This is a genomic window from Kitasatospora sp. NPDC086009 (genome assembly GCF_044540385.1).
Classification (GTDB): domain Bacteria; phylum Actinomycetota; class Actinomycetes; order Streptomycetales; family Streptomycetaceae; genus Kitasatospora.
Genome location: NZ_JBITSA010000014.1, coordinates 142,276 through 160,821 on the forward strand (window position 1 = coordinate 142,276; position 18,546 = coordinate 160,821).

The 18,546-nt window shown below is 73.1% G+C and carries 23 protein-coding genes and 1 pseudogene (1 of these 24 only partly in view); 15 read left to right on the plus strand and 9 right to left on the minus strand.

The features are described 5' to 3' along the window. Positions 1–1,202, minus strand: partial view of a helix-turn-helix domain-containing protein gene (locus ACIF6L_RS28345; protein WP_396492605.1) — the 5' portion only. 1,048 nt of this gene lie to the left of the window's left edge; the window shows 1,202 of its 2,250 coding nt (coding positions 1–1,202); the start codon lies at positions 1,200–1,202; its stop codon lies off the left edge, out of view. A gap of 161 nt (positions 1,203–1,363) precedes the next feature. Here ACIF6L_RS28345 and ACIF6L_RS28350 point away from each other — a divergent pair, with 161 nt between their 5' ends. The 3 genes from ACIF6L_RS28350 (at position 1,364) to ACIF6L_RS28360 (ending at position 3,807) form a co-directional block, all read left to right on the plus strand. After that, entirely contained in the window at positions 1,364–2,194 is an 831-nt protein-coding gene (locus ACIF6L_RS28350; protein ID WP_396489670.1) for a S1 family peptidase, read from the plus strand. 115 nt (positions 2,195–2,309) lie between these two features. Further along, on the plus strand, positions 2,310–2,780 hold the full coding sequence (locus tag ACIF6L_RS28355) for an NUDIX domain-containing protein (RefSeq protein WP_396489672.1): 471 nt from the start codon (positions 2,310–2,312) through the stop codon (positions 2,778–2,780). Positions 2,781–2,829: 49 nt separating this feature from the next. Beyond that, complete coding sequence (locus ACIF6L_RS28360; protein WP_396489674.1) at positions 2,830–3,807, plus strand: GlxA family transcriptional regulator; 978 nt, start codon at positions 2,830–2,832, stop codon at positions 3,805–3,807. On the opposite strand, the gene ACIF6L_RS28365 is transcribed toward ACIF6L_RS28360, so the two are convergent. After that, on the minus strand, positions 3,797–4,699 hold the full coding sequence (locus ACIF6L_RS28365) for an aminoglycoside phosphotransferase family protein (RefSeq protein WP_396489676.1): 903 nt from the start codon (positions 4,697–4,699) through the stop codon (positions 3,797–3,799). The genes ACIF6L_RS28360 and ACIF6L_RS28365 overlap by 11 nt on opposite strands. Positions 4,700–5,146: 447 nt before the next feature. Here ACIF6L_RS28365 and ACIF6L_RS28370 point away from each other — a divergent pair, with 447 nt between their 5' ends. Beyond that, positions 5,147–5,650: a carbonic anhydrase gene (locus ACIF6L_RS28370; RefSeq protein WP_329486750.1), complete on the plus strand. Its 504-nt coding sequence runs from the start codon at positions 5,147–5,149 to the stop codon at positions 5,648–5,650. Between the two features lie 82 nt (positions 5,651–5,732). Here ACIF6L_RS28370 and ACIF6L_RS28375 read toward each other — a convergent pair whose 3' ends face one another. Then, positions 5,733–6,662 carry a haloalkane dehalogenase gene (locus ACIF6L_RS28375; RefSeq protein ID WP_396489679.1) on the minus strand — a complete coding sequence of 310 codons (930 nt, stop codon included), beginning with the start codon at positions 6,660–6,662 and terminating at the stop codon, positions 5,733–5,735. Between the two features lie 83 nt (positions 6,663–6,745). On the opposite strand from ACIF6L_RS28375, the gene ACIF6L_RS28380 reads away from it, so the two are divergent. After that, positions 6,746–7,297, plus strand: coding sequence for a MarR family winged helix-turn-helix transcriptional regulator (locus ACIF6L_RS28380; protein WP_396489681.1), 552 nt, complete (start codon positions 6,746–6,748; stop codon positions 7,295–7,297). A gap of 114 nt (positions 7,298–7,411) precedes the next feature. Here the strand turns inward: ACIF6L_RS28380 and ACIF6L_RS28385 are convergent, their stop codons facing one another. Beyond that, entirely contained in the window at positions 7,412–8,803 is a 1,392-nt protein-coding gene (locus ACIF6L_RS28385) for a sporulation protein (RefSeq protein WP_396489683.1), read from the minus strand. A gap of 116 nt (positions 8,804–8,919) precedes the next feature. Here ACIF6L_RS28385 and ACIF6L_RS28390 point away from each other — a divergent pair, with 116 nt between their 5' ends. Both ACIF6L_RS28390 and ACIF6L_RS28395 read left to right on the plus strand, forming a co-directional pair. Then, positions 8,920–10,140, plus strand: coding sequence for a UDP-glucose dehydrogenase family protein (locus ACIF6L_RS28390; protein WP_396489685.1), 1,221 nt, complete (start codon positions 8,920–8,922; stop codon positions 10,138–10,140). Positions 10,141–10,256: 116 nt separating this feature from the next. Further along, positions 10,257–10,382 (plus strand): hypothetical protein, encoded by a 126-nt coding sequence (locus ACIF6L_RS28395; protein WP_396489687.1) that lies wholly within the window; start codon positions 10,257–10,259, stop codon positions 10,380–10,382. Positions 10,383–10,496: 114 nt separating this feature from the next. Here ACIF6L_RS28395 and ACIF6L_RS28400 read toward each other — a convergent pair whose 3' ends face one another. After that, a complete protein-coding gene (locus tag ACIF6L_RS28400; RefSeq protein ID WP_396489689.1) occupies positions 10,497–10,850 on the minus strand; it encodes an NUDIX hydrolase in 354 nt (117 codons plus the stop codon). 106 nt (positions 10,851–10,956) lie between these two features. On the opposite strand from ACIF6L_RS28400, the gene ACIF6L_RS28405 reads away from it, so the two are divergent. Beyond that, positions 10,957–11,478, plus strand: coding sequence for a putative immunity protein (locus tag ACIF6L_RS28405; RefSeq protein WP_359809300.1), 522 nt, complete (start codon positions 10,957–10,959; stop codon positions 11,476–11,478). 101 nt (positions 11,479–11,579) lie between these two features. Here ACIF6L_RS28405 and ACIF6L_RS28410 read toward each other — a convergent pair whose 3' ends face one another. Continuing rightward, entirely contained in the window at positions 11,580–11,939 is a 360-nt protein-coding gene (locus ACIF6L_RS28410) for a VOC family protein (protein ID WP_396489691.1), read from the minus strand. A gap of 201 nt (positions 11,940–12,140) precedes the next feature. Here ACIF6L_RS28410 and ACIF6L_RS28415 point away from each other — a divergent pair, with 201 nt between their 5' ends. Both ACIF6L_RS28415 and ACIF6L_RS28420 read left to right on the plus strand, forming a co-directional pair. Further along, positions 12,141–12,317 carry a hypothetical protein gene (locus tag ACIF6L_RS28415; RefSeq protein WP_380382621.1) on the plus strand — a complete coding sequence of 59 codons (177 nt, stop codon included), beginning with the start codon at positions 12,141–12,143 and terminating at the stop codon, positions 12,315–12,317. A gap of 103 nt (positions 12,318–12,420) precedes the next feature. Further along, complete coding sequence (locus ACIF6L_RS28420) at positions 12,421–13,239, plus strand: class I SAM-dependent methyltransferase (RefSeq protein WP_396489694.1); 819 nt, start codon at positions 12,421–12,423, stop codon at positions 13,237–13,239. 21 nt (positions 13,240–13,260) lie between these two features. Here the strand turns inward: ACIF6L_RS28420 and ACIF6L_RS28425 are convergent, their stop codons facing one another. The 3 genes from ACIF6L_RS28425 to ACIF6L_RS28435 all read right to left on the minus strand — a co-directional run bounded on the left by ACIF6L_RS28425 (position 13,261) and on the right by ACIF6L_RS28435 (position 16,060). After that, positions 13,261–14,790, minus strand: coding sequence for an IPT/TIG domain-containing protein (locus ACIF6L_RS28425; RefSeq protein ID WP_396489696.1), 1,530 nt, complete (start codon positions 14,788–14,790; stop codon positions 13,261–13,263). A 179-nt stretch (positions 14,791–14,969) separates the two neighbouring features. Continuing rightward, on the minus strand, positions 14,970–15,203 hold the full coding sequence (locus tag ACIF6L_RS28430; RefSeq protein WP_396489698.1) for a DUF397 domain-containing protein: 234 nt from the start codon (positions 15,201–15,203) through the stop codon (positions 14,970–14,972). After that, positions 15,200–16,060: a helix-turn-helix domain-containing protein gene (locus ACIF6L_RS28435; RefSeq protein WP_396489700.1), complete on the minus strand. Its 861-nt coding sequence runs from the start codon at positions 16,058–16,060 to the stop codon at positions 15,200–15,202. The genes ACIF6L_RS28430 and ACIF6L_RS28435 overlap by 4 nt, the downstream gene beginning before the upstream one ends. Positions 16,061–16,246: 186 nt before the next feature. On the opposite strand from ACIF6L_RS28435, the pseudogene ACIF6L_RS28440 reads away from it, so the two are divergent. The 5 genes and pseudogenes from ACIF6L_RS28440 to ACIF6L_RS28460 all read left to right on the plus strand — a co-directional run. Further along, a pseudogene (locus ACIF6L_RS28440) lies at positions 16,247–16,438 on the plus strand (ATP-binding protein); the annotation flags it as partial. Positions 16,439–16,494: 56 nt separating this feature from the next. Then, positions 16,495–16,689 (plus strand): hypothetical protein, encoded by a 195-nt coding sequence (locus tag ACIF6L_RS28445; RefSeq protein WP_396489841.1) that lies wholly within the window; start codon positions 16,495–16,497, stop codon positions 16,687–16,689. Between the two features lie 167 nt (positions 16,690–16,856). Beyond that, the gene (locus ACIF6L_RS28450; protein WP_329486734.1) at positions 16,857–17,066 is read left to right on the plus strand and encodes a hypothetical protein; all 210 of its coding nucleotides are present in this window, start codon (positions 16,857–16,859) and stop codon (positions 17,064–17,066) included. A 146-nt stretch (positions 17,067–17,212) separates the two neighbouring features. Then, positions 17,213–17,356 (plus strand): hypothetical protein, encoded by a 144-nt coding sequence (locus ACIF6L_RS28455; RefSeq protein ID WP_396489703.1) that lies wholly within the window; start codon positions 17,213–17,215, stop codon positions 17,354–17,356. 267 nt (positions 17,357–17,623) lie between these two features. Then, positions 17,624–18,433: an alpha/beta fold hydrolase gene (locus ACIF6L_RS28460; RefSeq protein WP_396489704.1), complete on the plus strand. Its 810-nt coding sequence runs from the start codon at positions 17,624–17,626 to the stop codon at positions 18,431–18,433. The last annotated feature ends 113 nt before the right edge of the window (positions 18,434–18,546 follow it).

The following is an 18,546-nucleotide window of genomic DNA, read 5'->3' on the forward strand; positions in this document are numbered from 1 at the left end:
GCGGCCGGCCCCCACCCCCCCTCCCCCCCGGGGGGGGCGTCCACCTTCTTGGCAGTCCCCGCCCCGCCCCCCCGGGGGGGGCGGGCCCCCCCCCCCCCCCCCCCACGACGATCGGCCGGGGCGCGGCGGTCGTGCGGGGAAACCGGTCGGTCGGCCCGGTCCGCTGCCGGGGCGTCGCCGGCCGGGCGGCCGTCGGCCCAGGTCAGGGTGGAGACGAGGGAGCGGAAGGCCGCCCGGTAGGTCCGGGGGCTGGTCCCCGTGTGGTGCTGGAAGTGGTGGCGCAGGTTGGCGGGCGTGCCGAGCCCCGTGCGGGTGGCGATGCGTTCGACCGGCTCGTCGCCGCGCTCCAGCAGGCGCTGCGCGAGCCGGATGCGCGCGCGGAGCAGGTACTGCAGCGGCGGCAGCCCGGTCTCGGCCCGGAAGCGCCTGGTCAGGCCGCGGACGGTGAGTCCGGCGTGGTCGGCGAGGTCGTTCAGCGTCAGCGGCCGGTCGAGGTGGGCCTCCAGCCACCGGAGCGTCGGCCCGAGCCGGGAGCCCCCGGGACCCGGTGCGCGAGCGGTACCGGTGGTGGCCGCCGACGCGGTGGTGGCCGCCGCCCCGCTGGAGGCCGCCGGCCCGGCAGGCCCGTGCAGCTCCAGGAAGACCTGCCGCTCCGTCTCGATGGCGACCGGCTCGCCGTGGTCCAGGGTGATCAGCCGCAGGCAGAGGTCGACCCCGCCGAGCACCCCCGCCGCGCTGTGGAACGGCGCCGCGTCCGTGACCGAGCCCTCCGGGTCGACCTCGATCCGGGGGTGGCGCCCGGCCAGTTCGGCGGCGTACCGGCGGCCGGTCGCGGCCCGCCGCCCGTCCAGCAGCCCGGTGGCGGCGAGGGTGAACGTCCCCGTCCCGATCGCACCGATCCGGCTGCCCCCGGCCGCCGCGGCCCGCAGCGCGTCGACGACCCCGGGCGGCGGCTCCGCGCGGAAACCGTCGTGGCCGGGCACCAGTACGGTGTCCGCACCCGCCAGCCCCTCCAGACCCCACGGTGTGTCGGGCCGGAACGGTGCCGGCGCCCCCGTCGTACGGAACCCGGGGCCCGCGCAGTACCGCACCTCGTACCCGACGTGCGGGTGGTGGCGCGCGGCGGCGCCGAAGGTGATCCCAGGCGCGGTGAGCTGGTGGCCCGGTACGCCGTCGAGGGCGAGGACAGCGATCACTGGCATGTCCAGAATTTAGCCCAGGGTGACATCGGGGCCGCTGTTGCGGGCGCGGGCCGGTGCGAAGGATGGGCGGTACGCGACACCCGCACCGCCGGGGCGTCCGCGCCACTCCTGATCCGAACACCCGAAGCGCGCTCGCGCGCACCCCGAACGAAGGACCTGCCATGCCCGCTTTCAGCTCCCTGGCCCGCCGAGCGGCCCGCATCGCCACCGTCGCCCTGGCCGCGACGGTGTGCGCCACCGCCATGACCGGCAGCGCCGGAGCCATCGTCAACGGGACGGACGCCAACGGGCGCTACCCGTACATGGCCTCGATCCCGCTGACGGCCCCGACGCAGGGCCTGCTCGACGGCGTCTGCGGGGCGACGCTGATCCACCCGCGGTGGGTGCTGACGGCGGGCCACTGCCTCGACCCCGAGATCGGCGTGGTCCTGGACGGCACCGTCCGGATCGGCTCGGACCGGCGCACGTCCGGCGGCACCGTGCGCACCATCGAGCGGACGATCACCCACCCCGGCTACGGGATCGGCACCGGCGGCGGCGGAGCCAACCAGGACGACCTCGCGCTGATCCGGCTGGACCGCCCGGTGAGCGAGCAACCCGTCCGGATCGCCGACCGCGCGGCCCGGCCCGGTACGCCGACCCGGCTGCTCGGCTTCGGCAGCGTCGCCGACGTGGACACCCCGCAGCGGGCCGAGTTCGCGAACCGGCTCCAGCAGTTGGAGACCCGCCGGGGAGCCGTCGACGAGTGCGCCCCCGGGCGGGCGGGGTGGCTGCGCCTCTGCACGGTCAGCCAGGTGCCGGGCGCGATGGCCTGCTTCGGGGACTCCGGCGGCCCGCAGCTGCAGAAGGGCCGGGGCGGCCGCTGGGAACTCGTCGGCACCACCTCGGGCGACGGTGACACCGACCCGACCTGTTCGACCGGCCCGGGCCTCTACACCAGCGTTCCGGCGTACGCGGACTGGATCCGGCAGACGATCCACCAGAACAGCTGACTCCCGGCGGCGGCAGCGCCGGGTCTGCCGCCGCCCGGCCCCCGGCCGCCGGCCGCCAGGGCAGTATGGGAACGCCGCCCCATCGGTCGCCGAAGAGTCGAGGAGAGCTGACCACATGGCACGAACCGAGTTCTACGACGATCCCGGCGCGCCGGAGCCGAACCGGCTGGTGGTGGCGGCGTCGGCCGTGGTGGCCGACGAGGAGGGGCGGGTGCTGCTCCAACGGCGCACCGACAACGGCCTGTACGCGCTGCCGGGCGGCACGATGGACCTCGGTGAGTCGCTTCCCGGCACCGCGGTCCGGGAGGTCCGCGAGGAGACCGGGCTCGTCGTCGAGATCACCGGGCTGGTCGGCACCTACACCGACCCCCGGCATGTGATCGCCTACTCCGACGGCGAGGTGCGGCAGCAGTTCAACGTCTGCTTCACCGCCCGCGTCACGGGCGGGGAGCTCCGGATCTCCGACGAGTCGACCGACCTGCGGTTCGTGGCTCCGGACGACATCGGGGACCTGCCGATGCACCACACGCAGCGGCTCCGGCTCCAGCACCACCTCGACCACCGGGCGACGCCCTACCTGGGGTGACCGCCGGGACGGTGGCCAGGCCGCCCCGGGCTTCGGGTACATTCCGGGTATGTCGGTCATCGCCGTCCTCGTGCCCGACGGGCTGCCCGGACACCACCTCACCACGCCGGGGCTGGTGTTCGGGACGGCGGCACGTGAGCACCCGGGGGTCGCCTACGAGGTGCGGTTGTGTGCCGCGCCCGGGCCGGTCGGGATCGGGCTGCCGGCGCCGCTGGGCATCACCGTCCCGCACGGGCTGGAGGGCCTCGCCGACGCCGACGTCGTGCTGCTGGCGGGGCGTGACGGCGCCCCGGTGGAGTCGCCGTCCGAGGTCCTCGACGTGCTGCGGGCCGCCGCCGCGCGGGGCGGCCGGATCGGCGCAATCGGCACCGGGGTGTTCACCCTCGCGGCCACCGGCCTGCTCGACGGCCGGCGCGCCACCACCGGTTGGCGGCACACCGCGGAACTGGCCCGGCGGCACCCCCGGATCGAGGTCGACCCGGTCGGCGCGGCGGTGGCCGACGGCCGCTTCCTCACCTCGGCCGGGATCTTCGGCGGGCTGGACGTCTGCCTGCACCTGCTGGCCCAGGACCACGGGGAGCGGACGGCCGGCGAGACCTCGCGGGAGCTCCTCACCCCCCTGCTGCGGCACGCGGACCGCGTCCAGGAGGGCATCGACCGCGAACTCGCCGACAGCGCGGGCCTCGAACCGACCCTGCGCTGGTTGAAGGCCTGCCTCCACCTCCCGCTGACCCCCGCCGACGTCGCCGCGCACGCCGGAATCAGCGTCAGCAGCCTCAACCGCCGGTTCCGCGCCCAGGCTGGCGTCAGCCCGCCGCAGTACCTGCTCCGGCTGCGCCTGGACCGCGCCCGCGAGCTGCTCACGGAGACCGACGAGCCGGTGGAACGGGTGGCGGCGCTGGCCGGTTTCGCGTCGGCCGCGAGCCTGCGGCAGCACTTCGCCCGGCTGACCGGCACCACGCCGCGCTCCTACCGCGCACGGCACCGGGCGGCCGCCGGGGCGCCCGCCCCCGGGTCTACCTCGTAGCCAGGACCCGCGCGAGCGCCGCCCGCCCGGCCGGACCCCAGGTCCGCTGCCCACCGGGGAGGCCGCGCTCCCCGGCCAGGCCGATGCCGATCAGGGAGAGGCAGCGCAGCAGCGCCCAGCCCCGGGCGCGCAGCACCGTCGCCGTGTCCACCTCGGCCGCGGTGGCCTCGGCGTAGGCGTCGAAGAAGCCGTCCGCCGCGCCTTCGGGCAGGAGCAGCCAGGCCGCCGCGAGGTCCGCCGCCGGGTCGCCGGTGCAGAGTTCGCCGAAGTCGAGCACGCCGGACAGCGTTCCGTCCGTGACGACGACGTTCGCCGGGTGGAGGTCGCCGTGCAGCCAGCGCGGCGGGCCCTCCCGGTCGGGCGCGGCGACGGCCTCCGCCCAGACCCGCCGGACGTCTGCCGCGACGCCGTCGGCGACGAGGTGGAGCTGCTGCTCGAAGCCGCCGGCGGCCTCCCTGGGCGGAGCGCCCCGGTTCGAACCGGGGAACGCCCCGGCGGGCGCCTCCCGGTGAAGCGCCGCGAGGAACTCCGCGAGCACGCCGGCCGCGTGGTCGCCACGCTCGATCGGCGCCCGGTCGGCCGGCTCGCCCGGGACCCAGCGGACCACGCTCCAGGGCCGGGGGAAGAGCGCGGACGGCTCACCGGCCCGAACGTGGACCGGGATCGGCAGGGGCAGCCGCGGGGCCAGCACGGACAGCCACTCCCGCTCCTTCCGCAGCAGCTCCGGCGCCCGTTCCGTGCGGGGGATCCGTACGGCCAACTCCTCGCCGAGCCGCCACTGCTGGTTGTCCCACCCGGCGTCCACCCGGCGGATGTCCAGCCCGGCGAGGTCCGGGTGCTGCTCCCGCAGGAGTTCCCGCACCAAGGTCTCGTCGATCGCGAAGTCGGTCATGCGGGGCTCCGGGTTCCTGTGCTGTGGAGGGTCATTGTGCCCCGGGCGGGGGGAGTCCAATTGCCTCGTTCGGGTGGTCTCGGGTCGATTCCCTGGCGGAGGTGGCGAGTTGGGTATTACCGTGCGGCCATGACCGAGCTCGTCCGCCGTCGTCACGTCGACTACGGCCGCCTGTCCAGCGCGAGTTGTCCGCTCGACCGCTGACGTACGGCCTTCCGCGCGCGCCTCTCCCGGGCCCCGCGCTGTCGCCGTCCGGTCCCCGCCGGTCGCCGCGGTCTCCGTGACCGGGCTCGATGTCCCGAAGTGCCCGAGGCGGCCGCGCCGTTCCGGCGTGCCCGCCGGTGCCCCGCGCCCGGGCGCCTCCCGCGGTGAACCCCTGTCCTTGCATGTCGTCGCATGTCCTCGAATGTCCTGGAACGTCCTCGAACGTCCTCGAAGGAGACAGTCATGACCGAAGCCGGTGCCGCCACCGAGCACTACCTCCGCAACAACGCCGCCTACGCGGTCGACTTCCAGGGGCCGCTGCCGCTCCCGCCGGGCCGCCGGAGTGCCGTCCTGGCCTGCATGGACGCGCGGCTCGACGTCTACGCGGCGCTCGGGCTCGACGAGGGCGACTCGCACGTGATCCGCAACGCCGGCGGCGTCGCCACGGACGACGCGATCCGCTCGCTGGCGATCAGTCAGCGGCTGCTGGGCACGCAGGAGATCATCCTGATCCACCACACCGACTGCGGCATGCTGACCTTCGGCGACGACGCCTTCCGGGAGTCGATCCGGGAGGAGACGGGCATCAAGCCGCCCTGGGCGGCCGAGGCCTTCGCCGACCTGGAGGCGGACGTCCGGCAGTCCGCCGCCCGGATCCGGAACAGTCCGTTCGTCCCGAGGACCGACGCCCTGCGCGGCTTCGTCTTCGACATCGCGACCGGGAAGCTCGCGGAGGTGGTGCTGTAGCGGGGTGAGCGGTCCCGGTGCCCCGCGTCGTGCCACGTCGCGCGGGCGGAGTGTCCTTCGCGCGGGCGGGGTGCCGGGGTCGTCACCAGGCCTGGGCGGCCAGCCAGTCGGCGATCGCGCCGCCGATCGCGTCGGGCCGGTCCTCGGGGGCGTGGTGCCCGGCCGGGCCGCAGTGCTCGACGGTCAGATGGCTGATGTGCTCGCGGCTCCAGGCGACCATGGCCTCGTCGATCAGCAGGGTCGGCGAGGAGTCGAAGGTCAGCAGCAGCTTGGGCACGTCCGTGCTGTTCGCGAGCCAGATGCCGTAGGCGGTCATCCGGGCGACGACATCGGCCGGCTCGCCGTCGATCGGCATCATGCGCGGCCAGGCGAGCAGCGGGCGCCGGCTCGCGGGGGTGGGGTAGGGGGCGCGGTACGGCCGGACGTCCGGCTCGGCGAGCGGGGTCAGCACGCCGCCCGTGAACGCGGTCTCGATGAGGACGTTCTGTTCGAGGACCAGTCGCTCGCCGACCCCGGGGGTGCGGAAGGCCTCGAAGCGGGCGCGGGCGGGCGCGGGGAGTTCGGCGGCTGTGAGGGGCTTGAGCATGGTCTCCAGCAGGACCACGCCGCGTACCCGCTCGGGGTGGCGGGCGGCCCGGTCGAGGGCGAGAGCGCCGCCCCAGTCGTGGCCGACCAGGACGACGTCCCGCAGGTCCAGCGCGTCGAACCAGGCGTCCAGGTAGCGGGCCTGGTCGGCGAAGTCGTAGGCGATGTCGGGCTTGCCGGAGGCGCCCATGCCGATCAGGTCGGGGGCGAGGGTGCGGGCGCGGCCGGCGACGTGCGGGGTGACGCCGCGCCACAGGTGGGAGGAGGTCGGGTTGCCGTGCAGGAAGACCACGGGCGGGTGGCCCGGGCCGCTGTCGGTGCCGCCGGCGGGGGCGCTGTCCGTGTAGGCGATGTGGGAGTCGATGACGTCGACGGTGGGCATGGTCGGTCGGTCCTCTCGCGGTGCCGCGTGATTCGTTTGCTGCACTAACGTTTGTGGCACTAATGGTTTCGATGTGCTCCCTACCGTATGTCGTTAGTGCGACTAACGCAATGAGTAGAATCAGGGCCATGGACACCCAGGGCGCCAAGGGCCCGACCCCGAGCCGGACCCCGACCCCGACGGGCTCCGCTGCCGCCGTCCGCGACGACGGCCCGGCCGACCATCCGGCGCCCGCCCGGGTGCGCGCGCTGCCGAGCAGGCTGCTGGCGATGAACGCGATGTACGCCGACCGCCTGGTGGGCGACGGCCTCGCCGCCGAGGGTGCCCGCAAGTGGCACTTCGTGGTCCTGGTCGCCCTCGCCGAGGCCGGCCCGGCCAGCCAGTCGACGCTCAGCCGCCGCACCGGCGTCTACCGCAGTGACATGGTCGCCGTCGTCAACGACCTCGCCGACCGCGGCTTCGTGGAGCGCGCGCCGGATCCCGACGACCGCCGCCGCAACGTCGTCACGGTCACCTCAAAGGGGCGTGGGTATCTGCGCCGCCTCGACGCGATCGTCGACGCGGCGCAGGAGGAGCTGCTCGCGCCGCTGAGCGCCACGGAGCGCGGCACGCTGACCGAGCTGCTGGCCAGGCTCATGGACCACCACGCCAAGGTGGCGCCGCCCGGCTCCGCCGGCTGACCGCCCCGGGCCCGCGGCTGCCCGACAACGTCCTGCGCTTCCCCAAGCACTGACCGGACCGGTCGACGGTCGGCCCGCTGGTCCCGGCAGCACCGCTGTCGGGACCAGCCAGGATCAGGCGGCGACGGTGAGCTCGCTGCGGGTCCGATGGAGGAAGTCGCGGACCGCTGTCTCGCGGCGCCAGGGGGTAAGGGCGGCGTTGAACTCGCGAACGTAGTCCTTGGCCCGGCTGGACTGGACGCGGGCGAGGATGTCGACGGCTTGGTTGCCGAGTTCCAGGCCCTGGTCGAGGTCCTTGCTCTGGAGGTGGGCGGTTCCGACGATCGCCAGGCGCATCCCGACCGAGCGGGTGAACACCCCGGGCTGCATGGCGGCGGCCTGAGCGTTCCAGGCCAGGGCCTCCTTGGGCTTCTCAAGATCGCGGAAGACCTCGGCGGCGTCGGCGGAGAGCCGGGCGTGGTGATAGAAGTCGATCCACGCCGGCTCGTCGGCGCGGTCGCGGGCTCGGTCGAGCAGTATCTCGGAGGCCGCCAGAGCGGAGGCCGCCGCCTTCGCGTTGTCGTCGCGGGCATGGGCGCGGGCCTCGATGAGCTTGGTGAAGGCCAGCACCCGGGGGGCGGCCTGGCCGTCGGCGCGCGCGAAGGCGCCCTGGGTCATGTCGATGGCCTCGCTGGGGAAGCCCCGCAGCAGGGCCTGCATCGCCATGGTGGTGAGCACATAGCAGCCGAGCTGCACGTCGCCGCCGGCCCGGGCGAGGCGGAGGGCCTGGATGAAGTGGCGCTGGGCGACGTCGTGCTGGCCGATGTCGAAAGCGGTCCAGCCGGCCAGGCGGGACAGCTCGGCGGTCACCGAGAACAGCTCGCGGCCCACCTCGTCGGAGAACGTGCCGGACAGCAGCGGGGCGGCCCGGCGCTGGAGGCAGTCGGTGACGGAGTTTGCCTTCCAGTTGCCGCCGCCATACTTCGAGTCCCAGCGACGGGCCTCGTCGGCGGCGTCGCGGAGCTCGTCCAGGTCGGCCCGACCGACGCGGGCGCCGCCGCGGTGGTCGGCACGGTCGTCGGCCGGGCTGACCAGCCACCGGGTCACCGGGGTCGTGAACGAGGCGACGGCGAAGCTGGATCCGGTGAGGAAGTCGCGGCGGTTCACGGAACTCCAGAACGAAGTGGCGACGCGCACGGCGTCGGCGGGCTCTCGCGGGAAATCCAACCCCACCGCGGCGCCCGGTGTCTCCGCATCCGCCATACCGATCTCCGCCAACTGCACGGGTCGGCCGAGCCGTTCGCCGATCGCCCGTGCAAGGAGCTTGGGCACCGGCCAGTCGGGGACCATGCCCCGGCGGCACCAGTTCGCGACCGAGGTATGCGTATATGTGGTGGTCAGCCCGGCCTCGTCGGCCAGCTGGTTCACGCGGTGGGCCAGCGACTTGTGGCTGGCGCCCTCGCATTGTTCGATCATCCGGGCCAGCGCGTCGTTCGGCGGCTTGGCCCGGCGGGTGGTCGACGCCACAGCGTCCCCCTCAATCCGTTCCCCGGCTGGGCACGGGGATTCGTACACCCGGCACCTGATGCCGGATCACCGAGGGTATTGCCTCCACCGCTCGCAGTGAACCGCTTTCACGAGTTGTGGTAGAGCGGCTTCTCGCCGAGAACAAGGGCCAGGCCCCGTTCGTCGAGCGCGGCCTCGACGACCTACTCGCCAAGCACACCGCCGCAGGCGCTCTGCGGTTCACCGCCTCCTATGCGGAGGCCGCCGCCTTCGCCGACGTCCACTTCCTGGGCGTCGGCACCCCCCAGCAGGACGGCAGCGGGGCCTACGACCTCACCCACCTCCACACCGCCGTCCGCCAGCTGGCCCCGCGGCTCGGCGACGGCGCGCTGATCATCGGCAAGTCCACCGTCCCGGTCGGCACCGTCGCGAAGCTGCGGCAGACCCTGGACGAGCACGTCCGCGCCGGGGCGAGCGCCCGCCTGGCCTGGTCGCCGGAGTTCCTGCGCGAGTCCTTCGCCGTCCTGGACACCCTGGAGCCGGACCGGATCGTCCTCGGCATCGAGGACGGAGACGCCAGCAGCGAAGCCGTCTTCCGGACCGTCTATGCCGACATCCTGGCCACCGGCTCCCCGCTCATCGTCACCGACATCCCGACCTCCGAACTGATCAAGGGCGCCGCGAACGCCTTCCTCGCCACCAAAATCTCCTTCATCAACGCGATGGCAGAGCTCTGCGAGAAGACCGGCGCCGACGTCCAGCAGATCGCCCTCGCCCTGGGCTATGACCACCGGATCGGAGCCAAGGGCATGCGGCCCGGCCTAGGGTTCGGCGGCGGCTGCCTGCCCAAGGACCTGGCCGGCTTTACCCACCGCGCCGAAGAACTCGGCGCCGACACCGGTCTGCTCCGCCAGGTCGCGGCGATCAACCGGCGCCGGCGCGAGCACACCGTCGAGCTCGCCCGCGAGGCCCTCGGCGGCACCGTGATCGGCAAGCGGATCGCGGTCTGGGGCGCCGCCTTCAAGGCCCACACCGACGACATCCGCGACTCCCCGGCCCTCTCGGTCGCCGACGCCCTCCAGCGGGCCGGCGCCGAGGTCACCGTCCACGACCCAGCCGCGATGGAGAACGCCCGCAGCGCCTACCCCCGGCTCGACTACGCCGACGACCCCACCGGGGCCGTCACCGGCGCCGGGCTGCTGCTGCACCTGACCGACTGGACCCAGTACTCCGACGCCGACCCGGCCGACCTCGCCCGGCACATCGCCGTCCCCAAGGTCATCGACGCCCGCGGCAGCCTCGACGCGAACCGCTGGCGCGCGGCCGGCTGGACCTTCCGCGCCCTCGGCCGCCCCTGATCCGCACCGGCCACACGGCACATCCACAGACTCCCGGCCCGGCCGCCGCACACGGATGCACGGCGGCCGGGCACGGGCCTGGCACCACCCGAAACAGGAGGTCAAGGAGGAGCACCATGAGTGACACCCTCACCAGGTCGCGCGGCGCCGAGCCGCTGGCCGGTGCTTTCTCCGAGTTCGCGGCCGACCTCGCCGCCCCTTGTCCCGGCAGCGGCGTCGCCCCCATCAAGCCGAGCGCCTGACCCACCACACATGAGTGCGCCGAGCCGTCCGGACGGCTCGGGGGCACCCCACATCCGCCCTGCCCCTGCCGACGGCCGGATTCTGCCGGGCGATGGGACGCAAAGATCTGAACACTAGAACTTGACAGGGGGCTGCCCGACCGGCTGGATCCCGCCTCGGTAGCCGGTCTCCTCCAGCTGTTCCCGGGCGATGGCGTCGACCGGGAGTTCGCCCGGCTCCAGCAGGCCGCCGGGTAGCTCGTACAGCACCCGGCCGGGCCCGGGCCGGTACTGGCGGGCGAGGACGACCCGCCGGTCGGGAGTGAGCGCGAGCACCGCACCGGCCGGGCTTTCGCGCTTCAGGTAGAAGTCCGCCCGGCTGCCGTCCGGCAGTTCGAAGTCGACCCGGTCGACGGACCGGCCGAACTTGCCGAATACGGTGGCGCGTTCGAGCTCGCGCCAGGGTGGGGTGGGGGTCTCGGTCGCCATGGCCAGGACTGTACGGCCCCGGCCGGGCGACTCGGCGGACGACGGCGAGCGGGTGCACGGTGGCGGGCGCGCGACGGCGGGTGGCGGGGGCGGGCAGGATGGGCGGATGGACACGGTGACGATCAGCGACGAAGACCGCCGGCTCCTCGGAGCCTGGACCGCCGACTGCGCCGAGCGCGTCCTGCCGCTGTTCGAGGCGCGGGCCCCCGCCGACACCCGCCCGGGCGAGGCGATCGACGGCATCCGCGTCTTCACCCGCGACGGGAAGCGGACGGGGAGGCTCCGCGCCGTCGCCCTCGCGGCGCTCGCAGCCGCGCGTGACGTCGCCGACCCGGCGGCCACGGCGGCCGCCCGCGCCGCGGGCTACGCGGCGGCGAGCCCCTACATCCACCCGCTGGCCACCCCCCACCAGGCGAAACACGCCCTTGGCCCGGCGATGTACGCGGCGCACGCCCGGGAACTCGCGGCGGCCGGCGACCGGGCGGCCGGTGATGCGGAGATCCGGTGGGCGATCGAGCACGCACCGCCCGCCGTTGGCGCGATCCTGCGCCAGCTGCCGGTCTTCACCCCCGGCCGCAGCCGCCTGGACGCCTTCCGCGACCGCCTCGAAACCGAGCTGCGGGGCTGATCGGGGGCCCGGCCCTGGGAGCGGACGGCCGCTTGGGGGCAGGCCGGGCCGCGGAAGGTGTCGGACAGCCAGCAGGGGGAGCGTCGTTCGGCGCGGTCCGGCTACGGGCCCTCGATGCCGACGACGGTGCCGAACGGGTCGCGCAGCTGGGCGATCCGTCGGCCCGGCGCGATCGTCAGCGGCCCGCGGTGGTGCGTGCAGCCTGCCGCCAACAGCCGTTCACGGACCTGGTCGAGATCGTCCACGCCCCAGTACACGACCGGGCTGGCGCCCCGGCGATTGCGCTCGTCATCGGCGGGGTGGAACCCGACCTCGACCCCGGCGATCTCCACCCAGGCGTAGACGGACCCGGTGTCGCTGAGTTCCGTCTTCACGGGCACGCCGAGGAACTCCCCCCACCAGCGGGCCGACGCCCCGGGGTCGAGCGCGAAGGTCATCACGGTGGTGACTCTCTTGAACACCGCATGCCTCCAGGGAGCTCGTCCACCCGTCCGGGAGCACCGCCGGCGTCGACGCGGAGCACCATCGTGCCAGACCGGGAGAGCGGGCCCCGCCAGTGCCGGTGCCCTGCGTACCGTGGAACTCCGCCGCCGACGCGGCTGACACGATCCGGCGGGGGAGCACCTGTGGAGCGGCGTCCAGATGCGGCCGACGGTCTCGGCATGTTCGGGTGCGGCCTCGTCCTCATGCTCCTCGTCTGGCTGGCCCTGGCGGGTCTCGCCCAGCTGCTCGGACTGGCCGACCGCATGAACTGGGTGGGATGGCTGATCGTCCCCCCGGCCGGAATCGGCGGTGTCCTCCTCGGTCGCGCGTACTTCGCGCGTCGCGGCCGGTCGTAGCGGCTCCGGCGGTTCGGTCGGCGCGGCCGGAAGCCGACCGTGCCGTGCGTCCGGTCGTCGTAATCGGTTGGGGGTTGCCGGGGTCGCTGGTTAGCGTGGCGGTATGACTGAGACCCCGGGAGCCGCTGACTGGCGCGCGGTGAATCGTGCCAACTGGGACGAGCGCGTCCCGATCCACACCGCCGGGGCGTTCTACGACGTGCCCGGCTTCGTCGCCGGCCAGGACCCGCTGCGGGACTTCGAGCTCGCCGAGGTCGGCGACGTCACCGGGAAGACGCTGGTCCACCTGCAGTGCCACATCGGCCTGGACACGCTGGCGTGGGCCCGGCGGGGCGCCACGGTCACCGGGCTGGACTTCTCGGCGCCGGCCGTGGCCGAGGCCGAGGGGATCGCCAAGGAGATCGGCGCGGCCACGGCCCACTTCGTCACCGCCGATGTGTACGACGCCGTCGAGGTGCTCGACGCCCGCACGTTCGACATCGTCTACACCGGGCTGGGCGCGCTGTGCTGGCTTCCCGACATCGACCGGTGGGCCCGGACGGCGGCGGCGCTGGTCGCCCCGGGCGGCTTCCTCTACCTGGCCGAGTTCCACCCGTTCGCCGACATCCTGGCGGAGGACGGCCGGACCGTGGAGACGGACTACTTCCGGCGCGACCCGATGGTCTGGGACGAGCCCGGCACCTATGCCGACCTGGGCGCGGCGACCACCGCCAACGTGACGATCGAGTGGCAGCACGGGATCGGCGAGGTGCTCAGCGCCCTGGTGGCGGTCGGCCTGCGGGTGGAGTTCCTGCACGAGCACGACTTCACGCTGTTCCCCCGCTTCCCCGTCCTGGAGTCGGAGGACGGCGCCTACCGCTACCCGGCCGGGCAGCCGCGTGTGCCGCTGATCTACTCGATCCGCGCGACGAAGCCGGTGTAGCGGGGCCCCGCCCCGCCGGGGTCACTTCTCGTAGACGAACTCGTTCGAGGGGCCGGCCGGGGAGGAGTAACCGTTCGACAGCACGGTGACGTTGACGGTCTTCACCTTGCCGAGGCCCACGCCGATGCCCTGCTCCGGCGCGGTGGCGACGATCGTGTCGGGCGGGCTGACCTCGACGTGCTTCGAGGCCTTGTCACCGAAGTGGACGGCCGCCGTCGAGCCGAAGTTGACGCCCGTGATGGTGACGGAGGTGCCGGACTCGCCGGTGTCCGGGCCGATGCCGGTCACCACCACGGGGGCCGGGCCGCCGTAGGCGAACTGGCCGAACGGGACCGCCGGGGAGGTGCCCAGGCCGGTGGTGACGCGGACGGGGACGACGCCGACGCCCTGGGGCGCGGGGGTGGAGATCCGGATGCCGGTGGGGAGAACCGCGATGGCCACCTGTGAGCACGGCACCGTGCCGAAGTCGACGCCGGTGTACTGGTCGAACCCGCTGCCGGTGACGCTGATGACGACCTGGGTGCCCGGTGCGCCGGTACTGGGGCTCACGCCGGTCACCACCGGGCCGGCGTCCACGTCGGGCGCGTAGAGCAGCCGCAGATAGGTGGAGTTGGCGTGCTGGAAGGCCACCTGCCCCATGAAGTCCTGGACCGACTTCTTCACCACCGACGGGTCGTAGGACCCGGGCGGCCCGTACGTGCCGTTCAGCCTCATGTCGTCGCCCGGCTGGGCGTAGACGTTGGGACCGGGCAGGCCGGTGATCGCCCCGATCACGGCCTTGACGTCCTCGTTCGCCGCCGGGCCGGGCGGATCCGGGTACCACGTCCTGGCCTCGTCGAGGTTGTTCCAGGCCTGCGGGACGAGGTCGTAGGCGTTGTAGTAGCGCTCGTTCGCCTGCCACTTCAGGGAGTTGACGTAGGTCGCGAAGTCCGTACCCCCGGCGGTGGGGGCGGCGAAGGTGTAGAGCGAGAACTGCGGGGTGCCGTTGGGCCAGGTGAGCGTCCGCAGGTACGGCGCGACCATGGTTGCGATGGCGCCGCCCAGGCTGTGGCCGATCACGTGGACCGTCGGGTTCGACGGGGCCTGGCGCAGGGCGGTGGTCAGGGCCTGGACGAGGGTGACACCCGCGTTGGTCATGGTGACGACCTCGGTGAACGCCTCCATCGCGCCCTTGGCGACCGAGACCGGGCCGGGCGGGGTGCCGACGGCGGTGAACGGGACGACCGTGCCGACGCCGAGGTCCTCCAGCAGGTCGGTCACGTTGGCGTCGGTGCCGCGGATCACCACGGCGAAGGTGTTGGAGCCGTCGGTGTTGACGGCGAGGTACGCCATGTTGGCGTTGTCCGGACTCAACCCGACCCAGGAGAGCACCCAGGTGCCCCCGGTGGCGAGCGAGGGGTCGGCCAGCTGCAGGGTGATGCCGCGGGCGACCCGGGTGCTCTGGTCCGCGAGGGTCTCGCCCGAGGGGCGCGGCGTGGCGGCGGTAGCCGCGATCGCGGCGAGCGTCATGGCCGCCTGGGCGGCGGCGGAGGGGGGCGCTGCGGTCGCCATGCTCACTCCTGCGTGTTCGTCGGCCGGTTCACGATGGATCGTGTCCAACCTACGGACCGGAGAGCCTGCCCGGCGGGAGCACAACTGTGGGGTCACGCCATCGGGCTAGCGGAGGAGAGGGCGCTCGCCAAACGCGCGGGTACAGGCCCTGCCCGGGCGGGCAGGGCCTGGGACCTCTGTCAGGCGGTGAAGTTGGGGGAGTGGGCTTCGATGGCCTTCACGAAGGCGCTCCACTCGGCCCGGTCGAAGGCGAGGTGGGGGCGGGTGAGGTCCTTGTCGTCGCCGAGCCAGACGTCGCCGTTGGGGAAGCGGGCGATGATCACGCAGTCGCCGTTGCCTTCCCCGGAGAACGGGGACTTGACCCAGTCAGCGGTGGCGGGATCGTGGTCATACGGACTGTGCTTCTCGCTCACGTCAGCTCTTCCAACTTGCGCTCAAGGGCGGTGATGGTGTCTTCCGGAGACAGCGCGCACCGCTTGACTCGTGCGAAGGCCCGCTCGGCTCGCCGTACGTCGCGTCCCGTTCTCCGGGGGAGCATACCGCCGATGGCTTCGACGAATACGAAGCCATTTTCGGGGTCGTCGGGGAATCGCATGAGAGTGATGCCCGAGTTCAGGATGCCCTGTCGTCCCGCGCTCAAGGGGACCATTCGCAGGGTGATGTTGGGCTGTCCGGAGACCCTGATCGCGTGCCGAATCTGTTCGACAAGTACCTTCTGGTCACCTGCCACGAGCAGCGCGACCTCGCCGAAGTACGCCTCAAAGCTGAGCGTGGGCGCCTCACTCAGCCGTCGCTGGCGAAGGATACGAACCTCCGCTCCAGCTTCGACCAGCTCCTCGTTGGGCGCGTCCGTTCCGGCGGCGATCATTTCTTTCGCGTAGCCCTCAGTCTGGACGAGTCCGGGGAACCCTGAGGGGAAGTAGTTCTGCATGTGTGAAGCGTCGGCTTCGAGAGCGAGATACTCCGCGAAGGCCGGCGTGATCGCCTCGGCGTAGTCGAGGCTTCGCCACCACTGCTTGGGCGGACCGCTCCCGAGAAGGTTCTCGAAGTAGTCCCGATCCGCACCCGTCACGCCGTAGTAGTCCATGAGCGTTGCCAGGTCATTGGCACCGACAGGTTGGTCTGCCCGTTCCATCTTGCTGAGGCGAGCCGGACTCCAGCCGTCCAGGCCACTCGTCACATCGATGAGGGTCTTGTTGTTCTCCAGCCGCAGGGCGCGCAGCTCGTCGCCGAGCCTGATCTGCCTGATCGCGGACAGGTCCTTGCTCAAGTGGGGCCCCTCCCCTCGGGTGTGGACGACCAGTCTTGCCGGACAGAACCGTTCGACTCAAGCCGTTTCAAGATCCACCGATTTTCTAAGGCGTTCTAGTTGCTATTTCGAATCGCCAAGCTCCACACTCAACGTGACCGCACGAACACGCTCCTGACGGGGTGTTGAGATGCGAAGGGGCGAACGATGTCCACTTTGAGCAGACCTGTCCTCCAGACCTGGGAAGCAGCCCTCACCGAGCACGCCGGCTCGGTGCGGACGGCCCGCCAGCAGGTCCGTCAACGACTCACCGAGTGGGGGTGGCAGGGCGAACGCGTCGACGATCTCGTCCTGATCACCTCGGAACTCGTCACCAACGCCGTGGTGCACGCCTGCCGGGCCACGGTGAAGTCCGGATCTACCTCCAGGAGTTCGGCGGCGACTGCCGCCTGGAGGTGTGGGACCCGCGTTACGACCTGCCGCTCCAGGAGCGGCGTCCGCGCCGCTTCAACGAGGGCGGGCGCGGGATCGAGCTGGTCCGGGAGCTGGCCTTCGACTTCGGCGTGGTCGTGCGGCGCGGTGCGGGCAAGCGCGTCTGGGTGCGCGTCCTGCTGGCGGACGCCGATCCTCCTCCCCTTCTCAGGAATTGAGCACCATGCACTGCCGAGCGAAGCACCGCCGCCGTCCCAAGCACCGCCGCCACATCCTCACCGGACGTGATCACGCCTCGCGCGAAGGTCATCCGGTCCCGCGAGCCGGCTCCGCCGATCGCCCCTCCAGCCGCCCCTCGACCGCCGAACTCGTCACCGTAGCGGTCGTGTTCGCGCTCAGCCTCGGGCTCGCCTTCCTCGCCGCGGCCCTGGTCGGACCCGGTGAGCCCGCCACCGCCCGCGTCGTCTGGTGGACGACCCTCGCCGCCGCCCTGATGCGGGGCGTCACCTGGTCGGACACCCTCCTCGACCGCCGCCACCAGGGGAGGGAGCAGCCCATGGACCCGAGGGGCTCGGGATCGTCTACCCCACCGTGACCAACGTGCCGTTCGCCTGCATGGCGGAGCGCCGGGGCCCGGTCTCCGTACATGTCCAACACGCAGCTGCCCAACCGGGACGCGGCCGTCGTCGTCGCCCGTGACTCCCGAGGCTTGGTCGCCGTACTGACCGCGCCGTTTCCTCCGTGCCGGGCTCCACGGCGCGACTCCAGCTCTTCGAGGCCCGTGGCCTGACCGTCGGCCCGCAGCAGCTCGCGCCCGGTGAGGACGGGTTCGGGCTGATGTGGTGGTCGATGGACGACGCCCTCGCCGCAGTCGGCGAGGGGTGATTCCTCCTTCCGGGCGGCCCGCCGGCCCTGCTGCTCGCCGACCGGTGGCCGGTGGCGGCCGGGGCCCGCTCGCCCGGTGTCCGTCACCCTCGGTGAGAGCTGCGGCGGTGGGCCCCGGGGAGGGGCCACCGCAGGGCGGGAACAGCGCTCCGTCACCGTCTCCCGGTCGCTGCACGGTGCCGGTCCGCTGATCCGACCGGTGCCCACACGGGTGTGTCAGGCTTGTCGGAGAGGGGCTGGAGCACGACCGCGGTCGGGAGGCTCGCGATGGCCGAGATACAGGTGAACGGGGTGTCGCTGTACTACGAGGCCCGGGGTGCCGGGCCGGGCGTGGTGCTGGTCCACGGGTCCTGGAGCGACGCCGACAGCTGGGCGCGGGTGGTGCCCGGGCTGGCCGAGCAGGCCACCGTGGTCGCCTACGACCGGCGCGGGCACAGCCGCAGCGACGACCTGCTCACCCAGGGCTCGGTCCACGAGGACGCGGCCGACCTCGCCGGGCTGATCCAGGGCCTCGGTCTCGCCCCCGTCTTCGTCTGCGGGGACTCCTACGGCTCGCTGATCACGCTGCGCCTCGCCGCCGCCCGCCCGGACCTGGTGCGCGGCGTCGCCGTGCACGAGCCGCCCGGGACGTCGATGCTGCTGGCCGACCCGGACCTGCGGCCCATCGCCACCGCGTTCGCCGGCCGGATCGCCGACGTGCGGGAACTGCTGGAACAGGCGGAGTCGGCGGCCGCGGCGGAGCTGTTCGTGGAGACGCTCGCCTTCGGCCCGGGAGCGTGGGCCCAGCTGCCCGCGCCGATCCGGCACACCTACATCCGCAACGCCCCGACGTACCTGGACGAGCTGCGGGACCCGGACGCGCTGGACCTCGACCTGACCGCGCTGTCCCGTTTCACCGAGCCCGCGCTGCTCACGCAGAGCGATGACAACGCGCCGATGTACGGCGAGGTGCTGGACATGATCGATCTCGTGCTCCCGAAGGCGGAGCGGCACCTGTACGCGGGCGCCGGTCACGCTCCGCATCTGTCGCAGCCGGAGGAATGGGTGCGGGTCACCCTCCCGCGCATCCTGGGGTGAGGCGCGCCCGGGGGGCGTGCGCCCGGAGCGTGCACGCCCCGTGACGGCCGCCGGGGTTGGTTCACCTGAGGGGAGGAAGGATGTGTGCGGCCCTACGGGAACTCCGCCCCCGC